The organism is Cellulosilyticum sp. ST5 (assembly GCF_046529625.1).
Lineage (GTDB): Bacteria > Bacillota > Clostridia > Lachnospirales > Cellulosilyticaceae > Cellulosilyticum > Cellulosilyticum lentocellum.
The window spans coordinates 3295523-3320012 of record NZ_CP132338.1; the positions used below are offsets into that span (position 1 = coordinate 3295523).

The 24490-nt window shown below is 35.9% G+C and carries 24 protein-coding genes and 1 rRNA gene; 3 read left to right on the top strand and 22 right to left on the bottom strand.

What is annotated here, in order from left to right; genetic code table 11:
• Window positions 1-168: 168 nt before the first annotated feature.
• Window positions 169-879: a M23 family metallopeptidase gene (locus QTL86_RS16040; RefSeq protein WP_410495413.1), complete on the top strand. Its 711-nt coding sequence runs from the start codon at window positions 169-171 to the stop codon at window positions 877-879.
• A gap of 228 nt (window positions 880-1107) precedes the next feature.
• On the opposite strand, the gene QTL86_RS16045 is transcribed toward QTL86_RS16040, so the two are convergent.
• Window positions 1108-2632: ribosomal RNA gene (locus tag QTL86_RS16045) — 16S ribosomal RNA — on the bottom strand.
• A gap of 346 nt (window positions 2633-2978) precedes the next feature.
• On the opposite strand from QTL86_RS16045, the gene QTL86_RS16050 reads away from it, so the two are divergent.
• A complete protein-coding gene (locus QTL86_RS16050) occupies window positions 2979-3323 on the top strand; it encodes a phenylpyruvate tautomerase MIF-related protein (RefSeq protein ID WP_013655379.1) in 345 nt (114 codons plus the stop codon).
• A 127-nt stretch (window positions 3324-3450) separates the two neighbouring features.
• On the opposite strand, the gene QTL86_RS16055 is transcribed toward QTL86_RS16050, so the two are convergent.
• The 13 genes from QTL86_RS16055 to QTL86_RS16115 form a co-directional block, all read right to left on the bottom strand.
• Window positions 3451-4329: a M23 family metallopeptidase gene (locus QTL86_RS16055; protein ID WP_410495414.1), complete on the bottom strand. Its 879-nt coding sequence runs from the start codon at window positions 4327-4329 to the stop codon at window positions 3451-3453.
• A gap of 12 nt (window positions 4330-4341) precedes the next feature.
• Window positions 4342-4542 carry a helix-turn-helix transcriptional regulator gene (locus tag QTL86_RS16060; RefSeq protein WP_410495415.1) on the bottom strand — a complete coding sequence of 67 codons (201 nt, stop codon included), beginning with the start codon at window positions 4540-4542 and terminating at the stop codon, window positions 4342-4344.
• Window positions 4543-4545: 3 nt separating this feature from the next.
• Window positions 4546-4893 (bottom strand): DUF3796 domain-containing protein, encoded by a 348-nt coding sequence (locus QTL86_RS16065; protein ID WP_410495416.1) that lies wholly within the window; start codon window positions 4891-4893, stop codon window positions 4546-4548.
• A gap of 221 nt (window positions 4894-5114) precedes the next feature.
• A complete protein-coding gene (locus QTL86_RS16070) occupies window positions 5115-5501 on the bottom strand; it encodes a hypothetical protein (RefSeq protein WP_013655378.1) in 387 nt (128 codons plus the stop codon).
• Between the two features lie 19 nt (window positions 5502-5520).
• Window positions 5521-5931, bottom strand: coding sequence for a hypothetical protein (locus QTL86_RS16075; RefSeq protein ID WP_127065412.1), 411 nt, complete (start codon window positions 5929-5931; stop codon window positions 5521-5523).
• Between the two features lie 28 nt (window positions 5932-5959).
• Complete coding sequence (locus QTL86_RS16080; protein WP_410495417.1) at window positions 5960-7156, bottom strand: cation:proton antiporter; 1197 nt, start codon at window positions 7154-7156, stop codon at window positions 5960-5962.
• A gap of 227 nt (window positions 7157-7383) precedes the next feature.
• Window positions 7384-7716: a NifB/NifX family molybdenum-iron cluster-binding protein gene (locus tag QTL86_RS16085; protein WP_410495418.1), complete on the bottom strand. Its 333-nt coding sequence runs from the start codon at window positions 7714-7716 to the stop codon at window positions 7384-7386.
• A 103-nt stretch (window positions 7717-7819) separates the two neighbouring features.
• Window positions 7820-9028 (bottom strand): stalk domain-containing protein, encoded by a 1209-nt coding sequence (locus tag QTL86_RS16090; RefSeq protein ID WP_410495419.1) that lies wholly within the window; start codon window positions 9026-9028, stop codon window positions 7820-7822.
• Between the two features lie 1438 nt (window positions 9029-10466).
• Window positions 10467-10859, bottom strand: coding sequence for a NifB/NifX family molybdenum-iron cluster-binding protein (locus QTL86_RS16095; RefSeq protein ID WP_410495420.1), 393 nt, complete (start codon window positions 10857-10859; stop codon window positions 10467-10469).
• Between the two features lie 136 nt (window positions 10860-10995).
• Window positions 10996-11838: a P-loop NTPase gene (locus QTL86_RS16100; RefSeq protein WP_410495421.1), complete on the bottom strand. Its 843-nt coding sequence runs from the start codon at window positions 11836-11838 to the stop codon at window positions 10996-10998.
• Window positions 11839-11956: 118 nt separating this feature from the next.
• Window positions 11957-12355, bottom strand: a complete 399-nt coding sequence (locus QTL86_RS16105; protein ID WP_013655371.1) for a DUF134 domain-containing protein — start codon at window positions 12353-12355, stop codon at window positions 11957-11959.
• Between the two features lie 29 nt (window positions 12356-12384).
• Window positions 12385-12744, bottom strand: a complete 360-nt coding sequence (locus QTL86_RS16110; protein ID WP_013655370.1) for a hypothetical protein — start codon at window positions 12742-12744, stop codon at window positions 12385-12387.
• A 42-nt stretch (window positions 12745-12786) separates the two neighbouring features.
• Window positions 12787-13857 carry a hypothetical protein gene (locus QTL86_RS16115; protein ID WP_410495422.1) on the bottom strand — a complete coding sequence of 357 codons (1071 nt, stop codon included), beginning with the start codon at window positions 13855-13857 and terminating at the stop codon, window positions 12787-12789.
• Between the two features lie 196 nt (window positions 13858-14053).
• Here QTL86_RS16115 and QTL86_RS16120 point away from each other — a divergent pair, with 196 nt between their 5' ends.
• A complete protein-coding gene (locus QTL86_RS16120; RefSeq protein WP_410495423.1) occupies window positions 14054-15100 on the top strand; it encodes a D-alanyl-D-alanine carboxypeptidase family protein in 1047 nt (348 codons plus the stop codon).
• Between the two features lie 283 nt (window positions 15101-15383).
• On the opposite strand, the gene QTL86_RS16125 is transcribed toward QTL86_RS16120, so the two are convergent.
• The 8 genes from QTL86_RS16125 to QTL86_RS16160 all read right to left on the bottom strand — a co-directional run bounded on the left by QTL86_RS16125 (window position 15384) and on the right by QTL86_RS16160 (window position 24197).
• A complete protein-coding gene (locus QTL86_RS16125) occupies window positions 15384-16223 on the bottom strand; it encodes a DUF6544 family protein (protein ID WP_410495424.1) in 840 nt (279 codons plus the stop codon).
• An 11-nt stretch (window positions 16224-16234) separates the two neighbouring features.
• Entirely contained in the window at window positions 16235-16687 is a 453-nt protein-coding gene (locus QTL86_RS16130) for a MarR family winged helix-turn-helix transcriptional regulator (protein ID WP_127065403.1), read from the bottom strand.
• A 248-nt stretch (window positions 16688-16935) separates the two neighbouring features.
• Complete coding sequence (locus QTL86_RS16135) at window positions 16936-17313, bottom strand: hypothetical protein (protein ID WP_410495425.1); 378 nt, start codon at window positions 17311-17313, stop codon at window positions 16936-16938.
• A gap of 828 nt (window positions 17314-18141) precedes the next feature.
• Complete coding sequence (locus QTL86_RS16140) at window positions 18142-20745, bottom strand: M56 family metallopeptidase (RefSeq protein ID WP_410495426.1); 2604 nt, start codon at window positions 20743-20745, stop codon at window positions 18142-18144.
• Window positions 20746-21141 carry a BlaI/MecI/CopY family transcriptional regulator gene (locus tag QTL86_RS16145; protein WP_127065400.1) on the bottom strand — a complete coding sequence of 132 codons (396 nt, stop codon included), beginning with the start codon at window positions 21139-21141 and terminating at the stop codon, window positions 20746-20748.
• A 134-nt stretch (window positions 21142-21275) separates the two neighbouring features.
• Window positions 21276-21818: a GNAT family N-acetyltransferase gene (locus QTL86_RS16150; RefSeq protein ID WP_410495427.1), complete on the bottom strand. Its 543-nt coding sequence runs from the start codon at window positions 21816-21818 to the stop codon at window positions 21276-21278.
• 857 nt (window positions 21819-22675) lie between these two features.
• The gene (locus QTL86_RS16155; protein ID WP_410495428.1) at window positions 22676-23035 is read right to left on the bottom strand and encodes a YccF domain-containing protein; all 360 of its coding nucleotides are present in this window, start codon (window positions 23033-23035) and stop codon (window positions 22676-22678) included.
• Between the two features lie 82 nt (window positions 23036-23117).
• Window positions 23118-24197 carry a hypothetical protein gene (locus tag QTL86_RS16160; protein ID WP_410495429.1) on the bottom strand — a complete coding sequence of 360 codons (1080 nt, stop codon included), beginning with the start codon at window positions 24195-24197 and terminating at the stop codon, window positions 23118-23120.
• Window positions 24198-24490 lie beyond the last annotated feature (293 nt).

Here is a 24490-nt window from a genome sequence, read left to right on the forward strand (position 1 = left end):
ACGTACTTTTAGACAAGGGTATTATACTCCCGTCCGGCGAGATCAGCAAGGAATATAAATATATCATGGCGTAGCGCGTCCTTTCTGTTTACCTTGTAGGTAAATGAGTGTATAATAGAAGTCAATTTTACTAATATAGGTAAAGAATGTGTTAATAGGAGGGCTGAAATGATAGAAGCACGCGAGCCAATAATTGTAGCGTTTCCTTTGAGGGGAGAATGGCTTTCTCCTAATACTCCAGGGACAAAAATTCCGAGTCATGGCACAAACCAATTAGGAACAAGATATGCTTATGACTTTATACAAGTCGATTGGGATAGAAAGGGCTGGCCCGCCTACCGCGTTAGTTTGCCGCATTATCTTCTTTTTGGGGTTCCCTTAAATGAATATTATTGTTGGGGGCAAGAAGTATATGCACCTTGCAACGGGATTGTCATCCAAGCGAAGGACGGTTATGAAGAACAAGCAAGAACGAATTTGCTCTCAGATATGTCTAACGCATATAAAAATGCTCATTATTTCAATCCGGAAAAAGATGATGTACAATCAGTTGCTGGCAACTACATCATTATAGAATGTGGCGACAATGTATATGCTGCACTTGTCCATCTTCAAACAGGATCTATTCAAGTTTCAGTTGGTCAGAGTGTAAAAAAAGGTGAAGTTATTGGCAGAGTAGGCCATTCAGGCAATTCCTTTGCTCCACATTTGCATTTTCAGCTTATGGATAGTAGCGACATAGCTACTGCAAATGGATTACCCTGTGCTTTTGAACAATATGAAGTATTTCAAGATGGAGCGTGGAAAATAGTAGTAAATGGTATTCCTACAAATAAGGATAGGATAAAATTTCAAAAATCTGATATGAAAATGGAATGAGAACTTTGAAGCTGTCTCTTTATTTCATTCTATATACACAAAAATACCTTCCAACTCATTTCGCCTTGGCTCAATGTTTTGAAAGGTTTATTTTCATGTATCATATTTCCGTTGTATCAAAACACCTCATCACTGTTTCACTTCGGTTCGGTGCTTTGATAGTTACATCTAGCGATGAACTCTCAAAACAAAACAGTAACTATTAAACCAGCAATTCTTATTCCTTAGAAAGGAGGTGATCCAGCCGCACCTTCCGATACGGCTACCTTGTTACGACTTCACCCCAGTTATTGGTTTTGCCTTAGACGGCTCCCTCCCCGAAGGGTTGGGTCACCGGCGTTGGGCCCCCCCAACTCCCATGGTGTGACGGGCGGTGTGTACAAGACCCGGGAACGTATTCACCGCGACATTCTGATTCGCGATTACTAGCGATTCCAACTTCATGTAGTCGAGTTGCAGACTACAATCCGAACTGGGACTGCTTTTTTGAGGTTTGCTGACTCTCGCGAGATCGCTTCCCTTTGTAGCAGCCATTGTAGCACGTGTGTAGCCCTAAACATAAGGGGCATGATGATTTGACGTCATCCCCACCTTCCTCCAAGTTATCCCTGGCAGTCTCTCTAGAGTGCCCAACTCAATGCTGGCTACTAAAGATAGGGGTTGCGCTCGTTGCGGGACTTAACCCAACATCTCACGACACGAGCTGACGACAACCATGCACCACCTGTCACCAATGTCCTAGCAAGCTAGGAAAGAAGGCATTACCCTTCGGTCATCGGGATGTCAAGTTTAGGTAAGGTTCTTCGCGTTGCTTCGAATTAAACCACATGCTCCACCGCTTGTGCGGGTCCCCGTCAATTCCTTTGAGTTTCAATCTTGCGATCGTACTTCCCAGGTGGAATGCTTAATGTGTTAACTTCGGCACCGAGACCCGTAAGCCCCGACACCTAGCATTCATCGTTTACAGCGTGGACTACCAGGGTATCTAATCCTGTTTGCTCCCCACGCTTTCGTGCCTCAGCGTCAGTTATGGTCCAGAAAGCCGCCTTCGCTACTGGTGTTCCTCCGAATCTCTACGCATTTCACCGCTACACTCGGAATTCCACTTTCCTCTCCCACACTCTAGTTCATCAGTTTCAGAAGCAGCTTAGAGGTTGAGCCCCTAAATTTCACTTCTGACTTAACAAACCGCCTACGCACCCTTTACACCCAGTAAATCCGGATAACGCTCGCTCCCTACGTATTACCGCGGCTGCTGGCACGTAGTTAGCCGGAGCTTCTTAGTCAGGTACCGTCATTTTTTCTTCCCTGCTGATAGAAGTTTACAATCCGAAGACCTTCTTCCTTCACGCGGCGTCGCTGCATCAGGCTTGCGCCCATTGTGCAATATTCCCCACTGCTGCCTCCCGTAGGAGTTTGGGCCGTGTCTCAGTCCCAATGTGGCCGTTCACCCTCTCAGGCCGGCTATGGATCGTCGCCTTGGTGGGCTGTTATCTCACCAACTAGCTAATCCAACGCGGGTCCATCCTATGCCGATAAATCTTTACTATAATAATCATGCGATTACCGATAGTTTATGCGGTATTAGCGTTCGTTTCCAAACGTTATCCCCCTGCATAGGGCAGGTTACCCACGCGTTACTCACCCGTCCGCCACTAAGTTCTAGGAGCAAGCTCCTATCACTTCGTTCGACTTGCATGTGTTAAGCACGCCGCCAGCGTTCATCCTGAGCCAGGATCAAACTCTCATAAAAAAGTTTGTCCGTGTAGTATTTCTACTACTGACTATTTTACTTAGTACAAGTTGTACTGATTCTCATCTCTTATTAGAGACGTAATGAATCGACTGGTTTATAGTTACTATTTTGTTTTCAAAGTTCATTTGCTCTCAGCAACTGTTCGCCACTGACTTGTTTAATAATACACCACTTCCTTACGTACGTCAATGATTTTTTTCATTTTTTCTTTGGTTTTTATGAAATAATTCTAAAATCAGTTAGTTTTTACTTTAACTATAAGGAAAATAAGGGATTTTACTTCTATCTTTTGGTATAATATTTCTATGTTATAATTCTATTTATTTGTAGAAAGGATGAGTTTATGCCCTATATTGATTCAAAAATCACGTTAACGTTATCAGAAGAGAAAAAGGAAACACTCAAGACTGCACTCGGACAAATCATCAGTACTATTCCAGGAAAAAGCGAAAACTTCCTTATGGTGGGCTTTGATGATGAATATTCTCTTTTCTTTAGCGGAAAAAAACTTGATAAAGGTGCTTTCGTAGAAGTAAAAATCTTTGGCTCTACCTCTGATGCAGCATTAGAACAAGTAACCGCTAAAATTTGTGCCCTTTATGAAAAAGAACTAGGTATTCCTCAGAATGCAATTTATGTTAAATATGAATTTGTTAACCACTGGGGCTGGAACGGGCATAATTTCTAACCCCCATATTATTATCCTTACACAAAAAGGGACGAAGAATTGCCTATCAATTCTTCGTCCCTTTTTATCATCTCATTCTCATGTTTCACACAGAAACTCTCCATACTATTTACTAGGTTTTCTAAATCTATACCTTCTTATTCTTTACTCTCTGTCCTCGCCTAATGTTTCCTGATTTATATAATTGGCTCTTTTGTACTATTTGACGTGAATCATATTTCTCATAGGCTTCACAAGGTATATTTTCAATATGATTAAATGTAATAGGTAAACCTGCTGAAAAAAAGAAGCTTTTTCCATCTTGTAGTTGAAAGTGAAGATGTGGCTCTGAAGAATTTCCAGAATTCCCGCATCTAGCAAGTTCTTGCCCTGCCTTTACCCTTTCTCCCTCTTGAACCTTGATGCTTCCTGGAATTAAGTGTCCTAATAAACTGTATTCTTTTGTCCCATGCTTAATAATAATATAATTTCCTCTTATATCCTTTACACCAATATCTACCTGCCCATTTCCAAATATTTTGCTCTCTCTGCGCTTATCTCCTATTTCTACTACAACGCCATCTGCTGGTGCAATAATTTCCTTTTCATAACAATAGTAGCTATGTAACTGTGTTTTTTCACCTTCAAAACTATTTCCTTTATCATCTAGCATTAAAAAGTCATATGCATAGCGCTGAGTTACTATTCCCCATGAATGAGAAAGTGATTTTTCCATTCCTCCATTCACAGCTACCCAATCTTCTTTAAATGGTAGTATGTATTGCATTGTTAACGAAGTATTTACGGGGTCAGGTAGCTTAAAATGATGCGTTATATATACATATGGAATTCCAACTAATTGTTTTATTGACTGCCAATAAATAGCCCGGTCATAAAAAACCTCTACTAAAGTAAATAACCAAAATAACCATAGTAATTTAAATATTATGGCATCAGAAATGAATATAGGCAATCCTATAAGACCTATATATTTCAGCCTACTACATAACCTCACTATGTTACTCATTACTAACCTCCCTTATTCCATAAATTCAAATAGGTCTTCTACCATACAATCAAATACTTTAGCAATATCCATAGCTAACTTGAGAGAAGGATTATAACGTCCGTTTTCTAAATTAACAATAGTTTCCCTTCTTACCCCTACAAGACTTGCTAACTCTTCTTGTTTTATACTATATCTAGCTCTATATTCTTTTAAGTGTGTTTTCATAGCCATTATTTAATCCACCTGTTCTCTTATTTCAAGTATAAGTAACATGACAGTAAAACAAACGGTCCCTGCGATAAAGCAGCTTCCTAACACTAAATTAGATGATAGGAACTGTGGGATAATCATATGAATTGCTACAGCTATACCAGTAGCAAAAATACCGCCAAAAAAACCTATGCTAGCCGCCTTAGAAACATTTTTTAGAAATAATTCATCTGGTACTACAAAAAAATAACGTATATAAACTATATAGTAAAAAAAGCTTAGCATTCCTTTACTCTCTGTTATAATCCCCCCAATCCCTAATAACGCCAGTAATGACACGAATCCTAATTTATTAATGGGTTTATTTCTCATACTCCCTCCAAATGTGATATATTTATAACTTCATGTTTAAAATATATCACATTTCAAATCTATTTAAATTTATTAATAAATTATTTATAATTTGTATTTTACTTCTCTGCATTTTTCTTAATCACGATTGACTTCACTGTCTTTATAAAAAAAAGAGTATGCGTCCGTATTTTCTTACATGCATACTCTTTTTTTATATTATATAGATATATTAAATTTTTCTATAACACTTCGTTAGAATTTGTAGTGAAATTTATATATTGACCAACATCTTTCATATATAATGCATTAAGTGGTATTGTAAACATAATGCCTGTATTAGGTTTTTTTAAATCATTGCCTAGTACTTTCCGAACCGCATCGGTAGCCTTAAGAAATATCTCTTCATCAGGGATAATAGATAAAATAACTTTTCTATATTGAGCCACTTGACTAATAGATAATAATGCTGATTCTATTGCTGATTGAGAGGCAAGATAGCTATTCTCAATATTATTTGTACCTATGGCATCTATTGCTACATTGCTTTTGGTACCCACACTCTTTAATGCCTTCAGCGTTGGTTTAAGTTTATCTATATTACTAATAACTGTAATCATCAAATACATATATTAGCCTCCTTCCCTCTTATTCTGATTTCGATGCGTTCTTTTCCTCTAATTTTCTCTTTTTATCTCTGCTCTCAATATGCCTTCCTAGCTCTCCCCCTTGCATATGAGCTACTGGCAATACAAACATCATACCTAGAGGTGATTTCTTGGCTTCCCCTTCTAATATTTTTTGCACCTCTTCCATTGCTCTTTGAACCTGCTCTTCACGTTCAATTAATGAAAATATCACTCTACTAGCTTTATTTCTTCTTTCATATGCATTTACTAGACTTGCTAAAAATGAAGCCGTATATAAATCATTATCTACGATTTCACTTGCACTAGTACCTTCAATAACTGTTGCCCCCCTTACGCCTGCTTCTTTCATCTTTTTAATAATCTCAGCTAAATACTCTATTTCATTAAGAATAATAAATAATACATACATCCAGCATCCCTCCTATTTGTTTTTAATCCTACTCTTCTTGTAAACCTACTTTCCCATCCTCGCCCGCTTTAATAATGGCATATCTCGTACATAGTGGCCCTATAATTTCAGTAATAATAGTAGTAGCTAATAATATAGTTATTACTAAATTGCCTATTTCTGTGCCTGCAAACTCATGACTAATAACGATAGCTAGTCCAACTGCCACTCCAATTTGAGAAAGTAATCCTAGGCCTATATATTTCTTGACACTTGGCTCTGCTCCCGTAATGATTGCCCCACAAGATGCTCCGCTTACCTTCCCTACAATTCTAGCAATTGTATATACTACACCTATCACTCCTATTTGTCCTAACAAACTTATTTGAAGTCTGGCACCTGCTAATACAAAAAATGCTGTATATATAGGTGGCGTGATAGCTTCAATCGTTGCAAATGCTTTTGCTTTATTAGAACTAAGATTGGCTACCATTATGCCTAGACTCATATTACATAATAGAGCTGATAAACCTAATTTAGTCGCTATTCCTAGTGTTAATAAAATGGCAGCTATGACAACTGTTAGTATTTCTCTTGTAAAAGATACTTTACTTAAAATAACCACTACTATAGCACCAATAACCATACCTAGTATGATAGAACCACCAATTTCAATTAATGGACTGATTATAACATGTGACCATTCTACATTTTGCGTATTTGTTATAAGTACCTTTGCAATAGATGATGCTACTGCATAAATCATTAAACAAATTGCATCATCTATTGCAACTACAGCTATTAACGTCTTGCTTAAAGGTCCTTTAGCTCCTAGTTCATTGATGACCATAACTGTTGCTGCTGGTGCTGTAGCTGATGCAACCGCTCCAAGTAGTAATGCCGTCTCCATCGGTTGCTTTAATAATAGCATTGCTCCTGTTACACAGACAAATGCAAAAAAGGCTTCAAAAAAAGCTATTATAAATACTTTAATACCAATCTTTTTAAGCTCACTTGCTAATAATTCTCCGCCTATGCTAAAAGCAATAAGTCCCAGAGCTAAATCACTTATACTGCTAGTGGCTTCAATAAATGCTTCATTAAATACCCCTAGAAATGATTGTCCTAATAATAAGCCTGCTATAACATAGCCTGCAACCGAAGGGATTTTTAACTTATTAATCAATTTCCCTATAAAATACCCACAAATAATCGCTATACCTATTCCCATCATTGCATTCAACACATTCGCCTCCAAACTAATCTTAAATATTATGTATTGATTCTATATTGATTATTTTCAACATATTATTATACGCTTGCTCCAAGTAATAAGCAAATTACTGATTGCAAGCGTAACAACAGCACTCTATAAATTGGCTTAGCAAAAATTGAATACCTTTATAAAAAGCAAAAGACTAAGAGGATACTTTTTATTCCTCTTAGTCTTTTACTTTTATTATTTTTTATGCGCTATTTATTGTGACTGTTGACATTACTTTGTCTTAGACTTCTTAAGTACGCATTTAAAATACTAGTTGTGCTTCCTTTAGCTCCTGGAAAGACTTGAAGCCCGTAATCTTCTAATTCTTTTCTTTCATTCGCCTTGATTTCCCCGCATAATACAACTTCTACTTCTTCATTCTGCAAAATATATACTAGACCTTCGTAGCCTCCTCCTGCAGAGGCATCAACTAACATCTTGCTTGTAGCTTTTCCCTTTTGTACATCAAAAATTTCAAGACCCTTGGTGCTTGCAAATTGTTTTGATACACTTCTTCCATCAGTAGTTATAGCAACTTTCATAGGCTCCTCCTAACTGAGATGGTTCTCTTTCTTCTTCATTATATGCTACTTTACTGTAGTTCATGTTTAGAGGTTACTCATACTAATTTGTTGGCAAAGGGTTTTATTGAAGTTTCTCGTGAGTATTGCCTGTAAGTGCTACTTTGTATTTTCCTTGGGTTTGATCCCCATGTTCTGATGTCACATCTACACCTATAGCATAAATACCATCTGGTTTTACTTCCCAATCTACTAAATAACCTGTTCCTCCTTCATTAAGTTCAAACCCCATAGGATAAAGTTTACCATCTTGTTCCCAGCTACCTAAACTTATACCTATGCCATAAAAATATCCCTTTTCTCCTAATATCTCACCTTCAACTTGTCTACCTTCTGGATTAGCTTTAATCGCTTCTTCAATAGAAACCTTCATTAGATTACCATCATAATATTGCATCATCTCTGGTGTATTACTAAGTAATGCTTCCATTGGATGTGCTTTAATATAGTATACATAGCCATCTTGTACTTGAAAATCGTAAATATCATCATTCACTATTAAATCTGCTTGTTTATTATCTACTATCCTAACGATTAAATCTGTTCCCATAATACCATCCCCTACATGGAAACTTGCATACTTAACTGTTTTATCTTTTGTTTGTTTTGCTAGTAGTTCAATCCATCCTTTATCATTATCTAAATCTCTATAAAATAATTTGTTGTTTTTCTCACCAATAAGGCACCACTTATGACTAAAAATAATGTTATAGTTCTGTTTTTCAAATGCTACTTGTAAGGTTGAATTAAGATAGCCATCTACTACACCTCCTACATAAACGAACTTATCGGCTTGATCATACTTGACTTCTACGCCTAATGCCTCACCTATAGCCCTAAGTGGTAAATAAGTAGTTTTATTCTTAATAAACGGAGCTACCTCTAATGATACATTCTTGTTACCTATTTGCATTGTCTTGCTTCCTATTTTTAATGTTACCTTAGCTTTACTCGTGGTGACATCAATTTGCCCTATCTTTTTATCCCAATCTACTTTAGCTTTTAATCCTTCTGCTATTATTCGAAGAGGTAATAACACCCTATTATCTTCTAATAGCAATGATACACCTTGAACCTCTTTTCCATCTATAAAAGCAATATCGCTATCTAAGCATAGAATTACTTTACCTTCAAAATCCTTTAGCTCAATAACTTGGTTATAGTCCTTAATTGTTTTTACTTCTTCCCCATAAATATTTCCTACTGAGCTTAACCCTAAAAAACCTATTAATAATATACTATATACTTTTGATAATCCCCCTCTAATCCTCATAAAACTCTCCCCCTATTAATTTATCTCTTCTTTTAGTAATCTTTATTATAAAATATATTATACATTTTCTTTGTTACTAGAGGGTTACAGCCTCATTAATTTCTTAATACTATCCCGAAAAATCTTTTTATATTTTTACTACCACGTGTATTACTTCTAAAAATCAATATCATTATTTAACTGCTATTATAAACAGAAATTTGTCTCGGTGTTTATGGAGAATGACGTCTGGAGGAAAATGAGGGAGAGGGCTACCTTCCAGAGTTCCGGTTCAAATTTTTAGAGGCACTAGGCTCACTTATTTGGATGAACGCACGAAAACTCCCGCTGGTCAAACACTCATGCTAAAACCCATCCTAAACGTTCGCCAAGTGCCTCTAAAAAATTCTCCCAAGTCACTCTTCCAGGCAACCCTCTCCCTCATTTTCACAAACGTTATTGACCTCATAAACATCCATGACATTGAGGCAGCCTGGGAAGAAGGCGTAACGACAAATCATTTTAATAGCAGTTAAAAAACGCAAAAAAAACACATCTCCAAGTACTATATATACTCGAAGATGTGTTTCCTTGGTCCAGACTCTGGAAATTAACTTTCATAACTAGCTAAATAGGCCCTAATCAAGGTGCAAGATGGCTCCTCAGCACGTATGCGTTATAGCTTAGTGCCTACTAAGACTAGCTATGAAAGCTAAACCAATGAGTGAGGAGCTCCTAAAAGTCTTGGCCGGCGCACCCTATGCTAGGAAGCTAAGACCTTAAGACTCTGGTTTAAAACTTTATTTGGTAATGCGAGTTATAAAAACATTTAAAACAACTTATAAGTGGCGCCTTCCTTGCAGCGCACCAGTGAACATCTTCCTTAAGTCCAGAGGTACCTATAACAATAGATTGAGACTTGGCTGACCCGGTCAGTTCCTCAGGTTGAAGCTGTGGTAATTATGCCGAGGGAAGTTATTTATTTTGTTTTTACACTTATATATATGTAGTCAGGAAGCCGACTCCCTAATAAAAATCCATAAATTATTATTATTTCTCTTTGGCATTTCTAGTAAGGGAGCCTTTTTCTCTTTGGCAAACACTTAAGGAAGGTGTTTTACGCGTTATTGCTGGTAGAAGGGAGAGAGGGTGGCTGCCTGACGGGGTGACTTCGAAGTATTTTCAGTAGGCACTTAGCGAACGTTTTGGATGGTACTTAGCCCACGTGTTTGAGGGAACCGAGTTTGTGGGCGTTCATCCAAAAAAGTAAGCTTAGTGCCTACTGAAAATGCGAAGCGGAACCACGACAGGTAGCCACCCTCTCTCCCTTCCGCCCAAATAGCCAGTGAAGTCCAAGGCAAATTTCTGTTTAACTAGTTATACTGCAACAAAAAACAGCTTAAATAAGGCATTCATTACCTATTTAAGCTGTTTTCTTATGATTCAATAGTTATTTGAATTAATGACAATGGCAGTCATGTCCATCATCATGATGGTTACAATCATGTTCTTCCCCATGATGGTGATTGCAGGTCACTCCGCCGCTTTCAGGAAGCTTACCTTGAAGATAATCAAAAACTAGCTGCTCTACTTCTCCACTTAAACCTGAGATAACCTTAATGCCTTCTTTTTCAAGTCCTGATTTTGCTGGACCTCCAATGCCACCACATAAAAGAGTATCTACTTTTTCTTCTTTTAAAGCTGCTACTAAGGCACCATGGCCGCTTGCTTCAGTATTTAATGCTGTTTGATGGATGGATGCATTTTCTGTTACTTCATATACTGTAAAAAGTTTAGCTTTACCAAAGTGTCCATAAATATGATTGTTTTCTGTTGGTACTGCAATTTTCATAACGATCTCCCTTCCTAAAACTTTATTATAAATACTTATCATTAAATAAGTACTTTTAACTTTAACCTTAGGTTTTTATATCCTTTTTCCCATTTATCACTTTTGCTAGGTTAATTATAGAACTAATGACGCCACTTTACTTATTACAAAATGTCACAATACGCTCTGCTACACTACTTACTAAGTCTTCTTTTACTTCTTCTACTTGGCCTTTGTCACAAAGCGTTGCAAAAGCTGGGTCTATTGGTAGCTGCGCTAGTACTTCTATTCCTTGCTCTGCTGCTACTTGCCCTATTTTGCTTTCTCCAAAAATAAAGTGCTTATTATCACAATCTGGACATTTGAAATAACTATAGTTTTCAACCACACCAATAATAGGTATATTCAGCATTTGTGCCATCTTCACAGCCTTACTTACGATCATAGACACTAAATCCTGTGGTGAAGTAACAATGATGATGCCATCTAGTGGGATAGATTGAAATACTGTAAGGGCTACATCACCTGTTCCTGGTGGCATATCTACAAACATATAATCAACATCTTGCCAGATGACTTCCTGCCAAAATTGTTTAACAGCACCTGCTATAACAGGTCCTCTCCATACAACTGGATCTGTTGGCTTATCTAATAATAAATTAATAGACATAATATCAATACCATTTTTTGTAGGTACTGGATATAAGCCCTCTTCCGTTGCATAAGCTTTTTGATTAATACCAAAGAGTTTTGGAATAGATGGTCCTGTAATATCTGCATCTAACACCGCACTATGATAACCTTTACGATTCATAGATATAGCTAATCTAGCTGTTATACTAGATTTCCCTACACCACCTTTACCACTTACAACTCCGATTACCTTTTTAATGCTACTTAATTGATGTGGCTTTTCTAAAAGGCTTTTTGGTCCTGATTTTCTAGAAGAGCAGCTTTCACTGCAACTTCCACAACTACCACTTGTACATCCTTCACTCATATTAACATCTCCTTAAAATAGTAGATTCATTTATTGTATTTTTATTAGCTATTAAAATTTTAGTCGTTATAATGATTGAGTTATTATACGGGGTATTCACTGTTTGATTGATTAACTTTTATTCTTCTTGCTTTTTAGAAAAACAACAGTGTTTACACCTCTTGCTAGCCTCACATAGTTTCTTAGAAACTTCATAGTTTCCACCATCAATGGCAATAGACTTCCCCATCACTAGTGCTTCTGCCACCTTGTGCCTAGCACTATAGAGAATACGCTGGAACGTTCCTCTTGAAATAGACATTCGCTCAGCCGCTACATCTTGATCGAGATTTTCGAAGTCTGTAAGTCTTATACTTTCTAGTTCTTCAACACATAAGATGACCTCTTCATTTAATAATGTATCTGATTTAAAAAACTTATGTTTTGGTTCTGCACATACACGTCTACATTTGGCTATTCTCGGCATAGCATCACTTCTTTCGTAAGTTATCTCCACATTAAATGGGCATATGCACATTTAAATTATATTGTGCATATGCCCATTTGTCAACGCCAACTCATCCCCATTAAATCTATTTTTTCTCTCTCTATTTGCTTAAGTTTAGAAGAAGTAGACATATATTTTTTATATAATGGTGCTGGTAAAATAATCAGTTCGATTTGAAAAACCTCATCGTTAATACGATAGACCATCTCCTCTACTTCCCAACGCAGTCTATGAATTTCCCTAACAGAGTTTTCTATACCAATCAGTACTAGAAGGCTAATCATACTTTCTGCTCCTACATAGCCCTTAGCATAGTTTCCAAATAAATAGATTTCACTACCAGGTATTAACTTAGTAATAACATCAAAACATAGCCTAACTCTACCCTCATATTTTATTGGCAAATCTAAATACTGCATGTTTGCCTCCCCCGTTCTTATACTTTCTTTATCTGTCTTTTTCTAGAAAGTAATTTCTTTTCCCCCTGGTCTAAACAACTTAAAACTAAGATGCTCAAATCCATACTTTTCTATAAGCTGCTCCATGTAGCTTGTAAATTCTATCATATCATAAACAATACAATCGATATAACTATTAAAGAGTCCAGTAGCTCCTCCAATGTATCGAACAAAATGCTTTTCCCTACTCACCTTTATAAGCTGATCTTCTAATCGGTTACGTACACTTAATGCACTTTCCTTGGACATATTTTCTGTATTAAAAAATATAAAGCCATAAGTAATCCCCAGCTGCTGCCCCTCATCTAGCACACCTACTTTATTGGTATAATATTCATGTACAAGTGCCATAAGCGCGCTCTTTCCCTCGTAAATATCTTCTCTCAAGGGACATCTACGTTCCTTACTAGGTAGAAGTTCATATTCTGTAAAGACCTCACAAAGATCGCCATATACAGGCACATAACCCTCTTCAATCATATCTTCAATATATGCTTTAAGTTCCGTTAACAATAATGCTTCTTCTATCTCTAGATTAGGTACTATCTCTACCTCACCAATATAAGCCATATCATATGCTTCGCCAATAAACTGTTGCATAAAAATATACAGCATTAAATAAGCTTCGGCTTCATCCAACTCATTTAACTTCTCTGAATATACCCTAAGATTTACCCTTCCCTCCTCTAAACTGGGATAAAGTAAAACATCTCTTACCTCTAAAACGGTATCATACATATGAAGTTTAAAATTTTCGGCATTTGCCATCGGCTTTCTCATCTCATAAAAAGTCCAGTGTTCTAATAGCTGACTTGGTACTTCTTCCTTCCAATAGCTTAGCGCAAATAGTCTAGCTTTATCACCTTCTGGAGTTAACATGAGCTCCCACTTATTAGTACTTTTATTAAATCCTATCTCACAATTACGCGTGGAAAAGGTATTATCTATAAGCTCTTCTATGTGCTGCCTTGCTCCTTGAAAATTTTCTTCATTTTCTAGGCTTTCTCTTAAGCTAGCCTCCTCTTCTAAAAAGAGCCGCCAAAATAGATCTATTCTTTCTTTAAAACTTTTCATTCCTTTGCCCCTTTCTAGCCTAAGCTAACCTCTATTCATATTTTATCAAAATCTTCTACCTTTTTCATCCTTTAATAGAAAAATAGTATTTAAACACATCAATATATTTTTATAATCACATAAACTTAGATTTATATGTTATTTTGTCGTATAATAAAAATATACGGCATAACGACTAAGAAAGGAGACTCTACATATGAAAAAATCAGCCTATATCCTTAGTTTCATTTTATTAATTGGAACCATTAATATTCATGGTGCTACAATTCCTCAGTTAGAAAAATGCGGTTTGAATAACCCTTATCATTTACTGATAAATAAGGATCATCCTTTATCACCAGATTATAAACCAAACAATCTAGTTATCCCTAACGTAAAATTTCAAACACCTGGTAATATAGAAAAAAATTATATGGAAGCTACTGCAGCCGCTGCTTTAGAAAAAATGTTCGAGGCAGCTAAAGCTGATAATATTCGTTTAGTAGCTATTAGTGGTTATAGAAGCTATGCTAGACAAACAACACTTTATAATAATGCCGTTAGAACCTATGGTAAGAATCAGCGAAGTTCAGCTAAAGCTGGTGAATCTGAACATCAATCTGGACTTGCTATGGATCTTAATAGCCTTTATCAATCTTTTGGTAATACAAAAGAAGGTAAATGGTTAGCCCAAAATGCTCACTTATACGGTTTTATTATTAGATATCCCAAGGACAAGACAGATGTTACTGGCTATATCTATGAACCTTGGCATGTAAGATATGTTGGCACCGAACTTGCTACCTATTGTTATACAAATAATCTAGCCCTTGAGGAAATTGAATTTTGTTGTAAAAAAGATGAAGAAATTGAAATGCATATTAGTAACTCTGAGAAACTCACCCTCACCCCCTATAAAGTTATTAAACGAGACGGTGTAACCTACATAAAAGTAAGAGATTTAATCGGAAATATTGGTGGCTCTATTGAATTTCAAAAAAATACCCTTACCTTAAACACCTATGAGCATCGACTCATTCTTACAGAAAACAGCAACTATGTCATGCTTGATGATTTACCTCAAACCATAACGCCTACACCTATTCGAATAGACAACTCTCTTTATATACCTATGAGAGCTACTTTAAGTTTACTCGGATTAAATCTTGATTTAATAAATAGCTCCACTTTAATCATTACCAAAGCACCTACTCTAGAGGCAACGCCTCACTCTCCTTTTGTAGAAGAATCTTCTCCTACTTAATGCTTATCATTAATTGAGTAGGAAAGCCTTCACTAAAAACTATTCTCTGTTAGATTGTATCACTAAAATAGGCGTAAGCTCTTTGCTTACGCCTATTAATATCCATTATAATTTCATTACCAGAAGTGTCTTTATAGACTCTTATCATACGTCTTCTTAATGCAATATCTGTGGGGTATCAATATATAGTCCTATCAATAAGGTCTTTTAACAACTAATGTTTTTCAGTGCTTTTTTCCTTTTTTCATATCGTAAAAGAACTCCTTGATTAACAGGCTTTCTTTTAATAATATGTCACTTTAAATTGATTAGAATCAAAGTACACTAAGTCACCTTGTTCCTCATGCCAAACAGCTTTTAAACGGGTAGGATACTTGATACCATCAATTTCCTTATAGTCTTCTGCAATGCACTCCCAGTCTACAGATTGAGTTGTACCGGTTGTTTCATCTGCCATCATTCTATCTGATGTGTAAAAAGAAATAAATGCCCCCGATTCATCAAAAGTAAAAATACCACTTACCTTTAGGCCATAATAGTCTAAAGTTGCTTTTACATGGTTATTATCAATACTTTCCCAGGTTACATAGTCCTGTAAAATAAAACTAGGTAATAAAAGCCCTTCGGCTAGACAAGTTACAAGCCCTGCTGCATTCATTCCTTCTCCTTTTACATCAAACAAATTAATTGTTTTTGCAATAACACCTTTCATACCACCATCTCCTTCTAAATAATTGTCTAATCCCTGAAAAGGAATCCCCATTACTGAAGCATCAATAAATGCTACTCTCTCTGGCTGCGTAGTAAAATTATAGTGCATATAATCCATCTTGAGAGGTTTACCCCCTTGAATAAAGTCTACATCCTTATAAGTAACTTGCATATAAGTAGGTTTCTTCATCCCTATGAAACCACAATAACGAAAGTAGCGCTGAAGAGGCTCTGGTAAGTCTTTAATATCTTCTTCACTAAAACTTCCTTCTATGAGTTGTTGCCTATTAATTGCTTCTTGCTTCTTTTGATTAAATTCACTTTTAGTTTTTGACATAGGTAATTGAAAAAAGATTAAAATTGCTCCTACTAAAATGAACAGTATACCAATAACATACATCATTATTCTCATTCCCCTTTTCCTCATTTCATCTCGTCTTCTTCCATCTGCTTTATATTATCCTCTAGCTGCTTTAAACCTACGCACATGACTTCAAGTAAGTTCTCATCCATCCCTTGAAAAAGTTTTTCTAGGAAATACCCTTCTCTTTCCTCTCTACTTTTGGCATGTTCTATAGCTTTTTCTGTTAAAGTCAATTTCACACTTCTACTATCCTTTTCATCTGTATGAATAGTAATAAAACCTTTTCTTTCTAAAATGACAGCCATCTTCTTAACATTTTGTCCTGAGCTTCCCAGGAAAGTAGCAGCTTGACCAATAGAAGCACTTCCCCCCTCAAATTTAGAAAGCGCTGCTAAAAGCCCCCATTGCTTTAAGGAAATCTGTTCATCAAATTGATCCCCTAAGTATTGTAGTCTGTTAGCTAGTATAAAAAGCTGCCCAAATATATACCCTTGTTTGTCTTTCTCATTCATTATCTCTTCCCCTTCTTTTTCCTAGTGTTATGCTTATCAAATTAATACTAAATCATCTTATTTTTACTATGATTCTTTTGTTTACCTGGTGCTCTTTAAGTAATGTATTGATGTATTTCCTCTGATAAATCAAATGAGTACTAATAAAGCACAAAAAGCTAACCGGTTAGGTATATTTTATCTAACCAGTTAGCTTTTTACAATAGTATTTATATTTTATTAATAAATTAAATTAAATTAAATCTACTCTATCCCACTAAATGAATAGCACATTTAATAAAAGAACTATATTCCTCAAAAGAAGTATGTATATCGGTAACATCCCCTTGTAAAATTTTTTTTGCTATGTAAAGTATTTGTTCATGAGGATAAGTTCCTTCTCCCATACAAGCTTCCAATAAATAGGTTGGTCCTCCTAATGAAAGCTCCTCATAAGCCTCCACATAAAATGCCTCTCCTTCATAATGAATATAGTCATCTTGAAAAAGCGCAATGAGATAAAGAAAGGCTAACTGCCTTCGTAATAAAGCTGAAGGTTGTTTTAACTCTATTTCTGTAAGATCCGCTTCTTCTATCAGATGGTTGTATGCATCTTCATGGTGATGGTCTTTAAATATGAATTCCATTGATAATCTCCTGTCTTTGCTTCCTAAATACTTTATTTATCACTTTCCGCACTATTCTAAATTGAAATTTGTCGGTGACTTCACTGGCTATTTGTACGGAACTGAGAGAGGGTGGCTACCTGCCGTGGTTCCGCTCCGTATTTTCAGTAGGCACTAAGCTCACTTTTTTGGATGAACGCCCACAAACTCGCTACGCTCAAACACGTGGGCTAAGTACCATCCAAAACGTTTGCTAAGTGCCTACTAAAAATACTCCGAAGTCACCCCATCAGGCAGCCACCCTCTCTCAGTTCTACCAGCAATAACGCGTAAAGTGGCCTCCATTAAGTGTTTTCAAGAAAAAACAAAACTTGTTATTATCTTTTTTCTGCACTTTTCACTTAGGGGTTTGAACGCTTAAGAGATCAATAATGCTTGTAAGGCTCCCTAGCGTCCTTACAGAGCTACTTCTTGGCAAAACAGACTTATGGGAAGCTTGATACATTATTACTATGGGCGTCTGCCCTGGTTCTGAGTGTTTTTTAACTGTCGTTACGCCTTCTTTCCACGCTGCTTCACTGTTTTGGATGTTTATGAGGTCAACAACGTTTGTGAAAATGAGTGAGTATGGGTGCCTGGAGTAGTGACTTGGGAGCATTTTTTAGAAGCACTTAGTGAACATTTTAGATGGGTTTTAGGCAGCTGTTTGAACGAAGTGAGTTCTGCCGTTCATCTAAATAAGTGAACTTAGTGCTTCTAAAAATGTGAACCGGAACAACGTAAGGCACCCATACCCACTCATTTTCTCTCAGACGTACTTCTCATAAACGCCAAGACAAATTTCAATTTTTAAAATCCCTCTCCTGCAACTAACCACTTGCCATTTTCATTGGTTAAAGTAACCATTCTTGGGTATTCACCATCCTCAAGCATACTTGAATCATTCGTTTCTATATAATAATTAACTGTATAAATTTTTGTTCGATTACTAGAAAGCTTGTCGTTCTCCTTGCTAAGCTTTATGTCTAAAATATCCACCTTCTTATAAAAGGTATTCATTAGCTGCCTTACTGTGCCTTCATTAAATAAAGTAGTGTTATCCATGTTAGTAAACAAAATAACTAACCAAGTGTTAGTGGAAACCGTTTTGAAATAAGTCTTTGTATCACCATCCTCTAAAGCTTTAAAATAAGTAGCGATGAGCTCTTCATCTGATGAATAGCCACCTCTTTCAAAATCAGCCATGACTGTTTCTGCTAAATAATCTACTGGTGTTAGACTTGTAACTTCATCAAAGCTTTTTCCAGATAAGGTATAAAATGCAGCCGAATGTCTACCTGCATCCATATGCGCTCCTACTATCTTTCCTTCATGCCTTATAACAATACCTCTCGCATCTGATATAGGCCTATCTGATTCCGGTAAAGACTCAACTAAGTAATAAATTTCTGCTGTGATAGATTTACCTAATACCCCTACATCTCCTAATTGCTCTCCATAATCTAAACCAATAGCCTTAGACATTTCTATACTTAGAGCAAAATAAAGATTTTCTATATCATCAGCGCTAGTTACTTCTAACGTTTTAGGTAGTCGCCTTTCACTACTTCCCATTAGAAAAGCTGGTGTATATCCATATTTGCCAAATAACTCTATGACATCTTCTGGTATCCTGCTTCCTTCTGGCCTATATTCTTCTGTAGCAGCTAGTAATCTAAATAACATTTCATCTAGTTGAAAGCTATACTCGCCATATTGAATCCACCCTTGTTCATATAAGGTATCATAATTGATATAAAGCTCTGCTAACTTTTCGTCCTTTTGATAAAATACAATGGGCTGATTTTTAACGCTGTTACCACTCATATCCTTCTCACTGATTATACTCGTGTCACTCCTTGCTAATAAAGCTAATATAAGCTGAATATGTCTTTCTTCAGTAATAGTAGCTGGTATGTAATCTGCCTCAAAATTATTAAAATAATCGTAAGATACTTCTATACGAGTAGTGTCTATTAAACTAGTAATTAGGTTCGCTAATTCTTTGTTTTTAATAGAAGCAACTTGTATGTTTTCTATATCAATTGGGTCTCTATATTGTTCTATCTTACTTGCTATCTGACTGCTATTTCCTATAGGAGCATCGCTATTTTCTTGTTGATTTGTAGCATCTTTCGCCCCTTCTGATATTGCTTGCTGCTTATTATAATCCTGATTCTTCATAGCCCCATTCTTTGCATCCTGATTTGTCGTATCTTGATTATTGGCACCTAAGGTATTAGGATTAGTTAAGCATATCCCTCCTATAATGACTACTAATCCTACTCCTAATACAATTCCTACTTTTGACAACTTTTTACCTTTGGCAATGACTTCGATCCTCTTTTTAGTGGTACTTTCTTTTCTTGCGAAAGCTATAGCGCCTATGGATCCCCTCATCATAGTTGCCTCTTTAAATAAAACTTCCGAATAACTTACACGGCTCATATTGGTCTTTTCTAAGACCCTTACATCACACAAGATTTCTTGATCCTGCCTTATTTGTTTGAAAACAAAATAAACTACTGGATTAAACCAATACAACCCTTGAAGTAAAACAAGACACCAATTCACTAAAAGGTCTCCATAACGATAGTGAATCAATTCATGGGTTAAAATAGCACGGTACTCTTCCTCACTATAACCTGCCTTAAGAATCAGAATTGGTTTAAAAATGCCTGCTATACAAGTATTTTCTCCATATACCAAGGCTATCTTCTTTTTAATATGTAAATCCTTTTTAATTTGCTCTACTAACATTAGAAGCTTTTCATCACTTATAGGTAATAGTCGCCTACTCTTATAGCAAAAGCTTATGTAGCCCATTAGCATGTATGCAAAACATAGAATACAACCTAGTACATAAATAACTATAACTATCTTTGAGTTTCTTTCTTGGGGGGCATTTACAGCTACCAGTTGGTTTTCATCTTGTTCAAAAGCCTTAGAAAGGTCACTTATATGAAAGAATACATCACTTAGTGCTTCTAAATCATAGGTTGATGTAGCTTTACCATCAGCTAATTTATCTTTACTATTATTTGAATTATCTTTATCCGGAAATAATGGACCTTGATCATGGGTTACTGGATTATTTGTTGATGAACCCATTTCGTCTTTCATTTGCCCCGTCATTGTTGTCAGCTGCATTCCCTCTTCTACTAGTGCTTTCTCTTCTTTACCTTGCAAATAAATAGAAGAAGCCTCATTCCCCAATAAATTAAATATACTTAAGGAGCTTTCAGGAAACTGCACCATTATTAATCGCAGTAAAAAAATACCCCATAAATAATACTTTAACTTCGGAGAAAGATTTTTCCCTATAAGTATCCGGGCAAGTATAATAACTGCAGCCGTTACAGTACTCATCACAAACACACTTACAAGCCACTGGCTAAGTATAGCTATTTCCATCTATTCTTCCTCCTTCATTTGATTAATTAGTTGTAGAATTTCCTCTCTTTCCTCCTTTGAAATCTTTCCTTCCTTTGCAAAACAAGCTACAAATTGACTAATAGACCCCTGGTAGATTCTCTCTAAAAAAGAACTTGCCTCCTCTTGTACACACCTTTCCTTATCAATCAGTGTACTATATTTATAAACACCTGTTGTCTGGTCTACAGATACAGCCCCCTTATCAATTAACCTAAGTAACATGGTACGAACTGTACCACTACTCCAACCTGTTTGTTCCTTAAGTTCTTTTGTAATTTGCTTTAACTCTAGTGCATCCTTCTCTAACTTTTGATTCTCCCATAATACATTCATAATGTACCACTCTGCTTCTGAAAGTTTCACTTGTTTATCCATATCGTCCTCCAAAAATAATAACAAATGTATCTATTTTTATAATAGTAACATTTGTTATTATTTTTATCAAGGATATTTTATTAAATATTCTAAATTTAAATCAATTTACTGATTAAATATTTTTTAGTTGCGTTTTACAGTTGATACAACTTGCTTTCTTCCCATTCTTCTCTAGTAAGTTGATAATGCATAAGGTCTCCTACTAATTCTTCTCTTTGAAAGCTCTTTTCTTCCAAATGGGTTTGTTTCATACCCACTTTTTCTAAGATTCTCATGCTAGCAGGATTAACTGTTACAGCATCAGCCAAAATAACTATAGCCTTCGTATTCTCAAATAACTCATCTACCAAAGCCTTTGCTACTTCAAATCCGAATCCTTTTCCCCAGTGGTTCTGACAAAGCTGATAATAAAGTCCATACTCCCCTTTTTCATCACTAACAGTAGGCACCCCCGCTACCCCTATCAACTCATTATGATGAAGAATAACCCAGTTATTCATATGTAGTGGATCTATAAACTTCTGGATATGCTCGATACGTGCCTCGCAATCCTCTATTGTCTTACACCAAGGATTATAAGTATATTTTACAACTTCATAGTCACTCCACAGAGCTAATAGGTCTTTAGCATATTTTATTTCTATTGGTACTAATTGTAATCGTTTAGTTGTAATCATCTCTTTGCTTCCTTTCATAATAATTCTATTTGAAAGCCTTCACTCAATTGAAATTTGAAAAATAACGGCATAAAGTTAGGAGCCGCTAAGAAGTCCGAGAAATTGTCTTACTTCCAGCTACTGTCTCGGCTCACTAAGAAACTCTAAACTCATAGCCCTTATGAACGGCTGAAAACTCGCTAACGCTCAGACACTCAGCCTAACACCCATAAGGGCTATTTCGTTAAGAGTTTCTAAGTTCACCTCCAAGGTAGCTTTCAGTAAGCCAATTTTTCTCCCTCCTTAGCTACTTCCTAGCAAACACATACTAAAAGTCACTTTATGCGTTATTGTTATAAGAAGCCAGCGGGCAAGCGTTCAGAGCAATAACGTATCAAGCTTCCTATAAGTCTGTTTTGCTATTGTTATTATCTCTTTTCTGCACTTCTCGTTTAGGGTCTTGAACGTTTATGAGATCAATGATGCTTGTAAGAAATGAGAGGATAAGGGCTGCCTGGAGGAATGACTTCGTAGTATTTTTTAGAAGCACTTGGCGAACTTTTTTGATGGGTTTTAGTGCGAGTGTTTGACTGAAAGGAGTTTTCGCACGTTCATCAAAAAAGTGAGCCTTAGTGCTTCAAAAAATACGGAGCGGAATTTCGGAAGGTAGCCCTTATCCTCTCATTTCCGCCCAGCAGCATGCCTTATAAACGCTCAATAAATTTCTATTTATAGTCTATCTTATTCCAAATTAGTTTCACTCCTATTAATCTTTTTCTAATCATTATCCCTTTATTATAATCAAACACGTTCATACTGGAGGAATAAACAAAAAAAATCTATTATGTCTTTTAAACACAATAGATTTTTGTTAACTCTTAATCGACTCTTGCACCAAATGGCATAAGGGCTAATTTTGCAATTTTAAAAGATTGAAGCCCGAATGGAATTCCAATAATGGTAATGCAAAAAACAACTCCAATAATAGTAGCTTCAATAGCCAATGGAATACCACCAAAAATAATCCATATAACATTACATAGAAGCGAACCTACGCCCCCACCATAAGTTACTTCTTTTCCAAATGGGAAAAAAGCTAAACCTGCTAACTTAAAGCACTGTACACCTACAGGAATACCCACTAACGTGATGCACCATAAAAGGCCTATTCCAAGCCAACTCATCCCCATAATAAATCCACCGAATATAAACCAAATGATATTACCTAAAAAACTCATTGACTTCCTCCAATCATTTTGTATTATCTATATTACCATGTATATACCTTTATGAAAATAAAAGTGTTAATTTAAATACCACTTATTTATATATAAAGTAAGAATACGTTATATCATCTTTATGAATATCAAAAATAGGATAGCGATAAGGATCAACGAATTTAAAGTAAGAATCCTCTGAAAGCATTAAATTGTAGACTTTATTTTTGGCAATATGACTTAAGTCCCCAGCGATTGCAAGAAGTAATATATTCCCTTTATCATAAAATTGACTTTTCTCCACAACTTCAACCACCAAAATATTACCTTCTCCCTTTAGCATATTGACTTCCTGCTTACTAAGTTGAGGAAGGATATCTCCTTCATATGTTGCTAAAAAGTCTTCGTAAGAACAAATATCATTTATTCTTACAGGAAATTTTGTTGTACATCTATTTGAAAGAATAGGACTTAGATCCCTTACTTCAGCATATATGTCAATAGTATCAGATTTACCCAAATAAAACATATTAGAAAAATCTTTTTGCTTAATGCACTCTATGATTTCTGCTTCGCTCATATCATCAGGTACAAAACAAATATGAACCTGGTCATCTAGGTAAATATTCTTCTTAGTAGAATAGTGTCCTATGAAGTCTCCATTTTCTACAATGTTATGCCCCCATTCTCCCTCCACCCAACTTCCATAAATATTAATATAGTCATTTGTATCTTCATTAATAATGTAATACCAATTTTCTCCACCATCTTCAAATAAATAAGAAGGTGCAAAAATTTCATTTGATAGCCTTTGCACTATAGGTGTCTTACTTTCAGTAACCTCATCGTAGTTAAGTACCTTCAACTTTCGAATTTTATCAATAAACCATTCAGTACCGACTCCCCATAAAACAGAAATATCCCCCCGTATCTCTACAATATCTCCTTCTTTTAAATCATATTTATCAATCTCACTATCTCTGCACTTAAAAATGCTATAGCGCTCAACTTCCTTCTCATCATATAGACCACAGAAACTATCATCTCCCATATAGAGAAATGTCCTAGAAACGTTTTTTTCTGTACTTTCTCCACTATCAGGATGATGTCTATTCCATTCAGCAATAGCACTACATCCAGTAAATAATAGGCACATCATAAAACAACAAATCACCTTCCGCATATGAACCTCCCCCATAAGCAAAACATTGTTTCCCAAATTTTATAAATAGTATATCCCACACTTAGATTCATTAAAAGAACTTAAGTTGTTGTATTTTATTGCAAATCCAACGCTTGCAAGCCGGAAACCAGCACCCATATAATAACGTATAGAGTTTCTTGGTAAATGGAGATAGGAGCTAAAGGTAAGTTACTTAGCTAGACTACCTAGTGGCAATTTCGCTTAATCGTTATTATTCAAAATTCAATTTGATACTCAAAAAAACAGGACACTCCATCATGGAGTTTATCCTG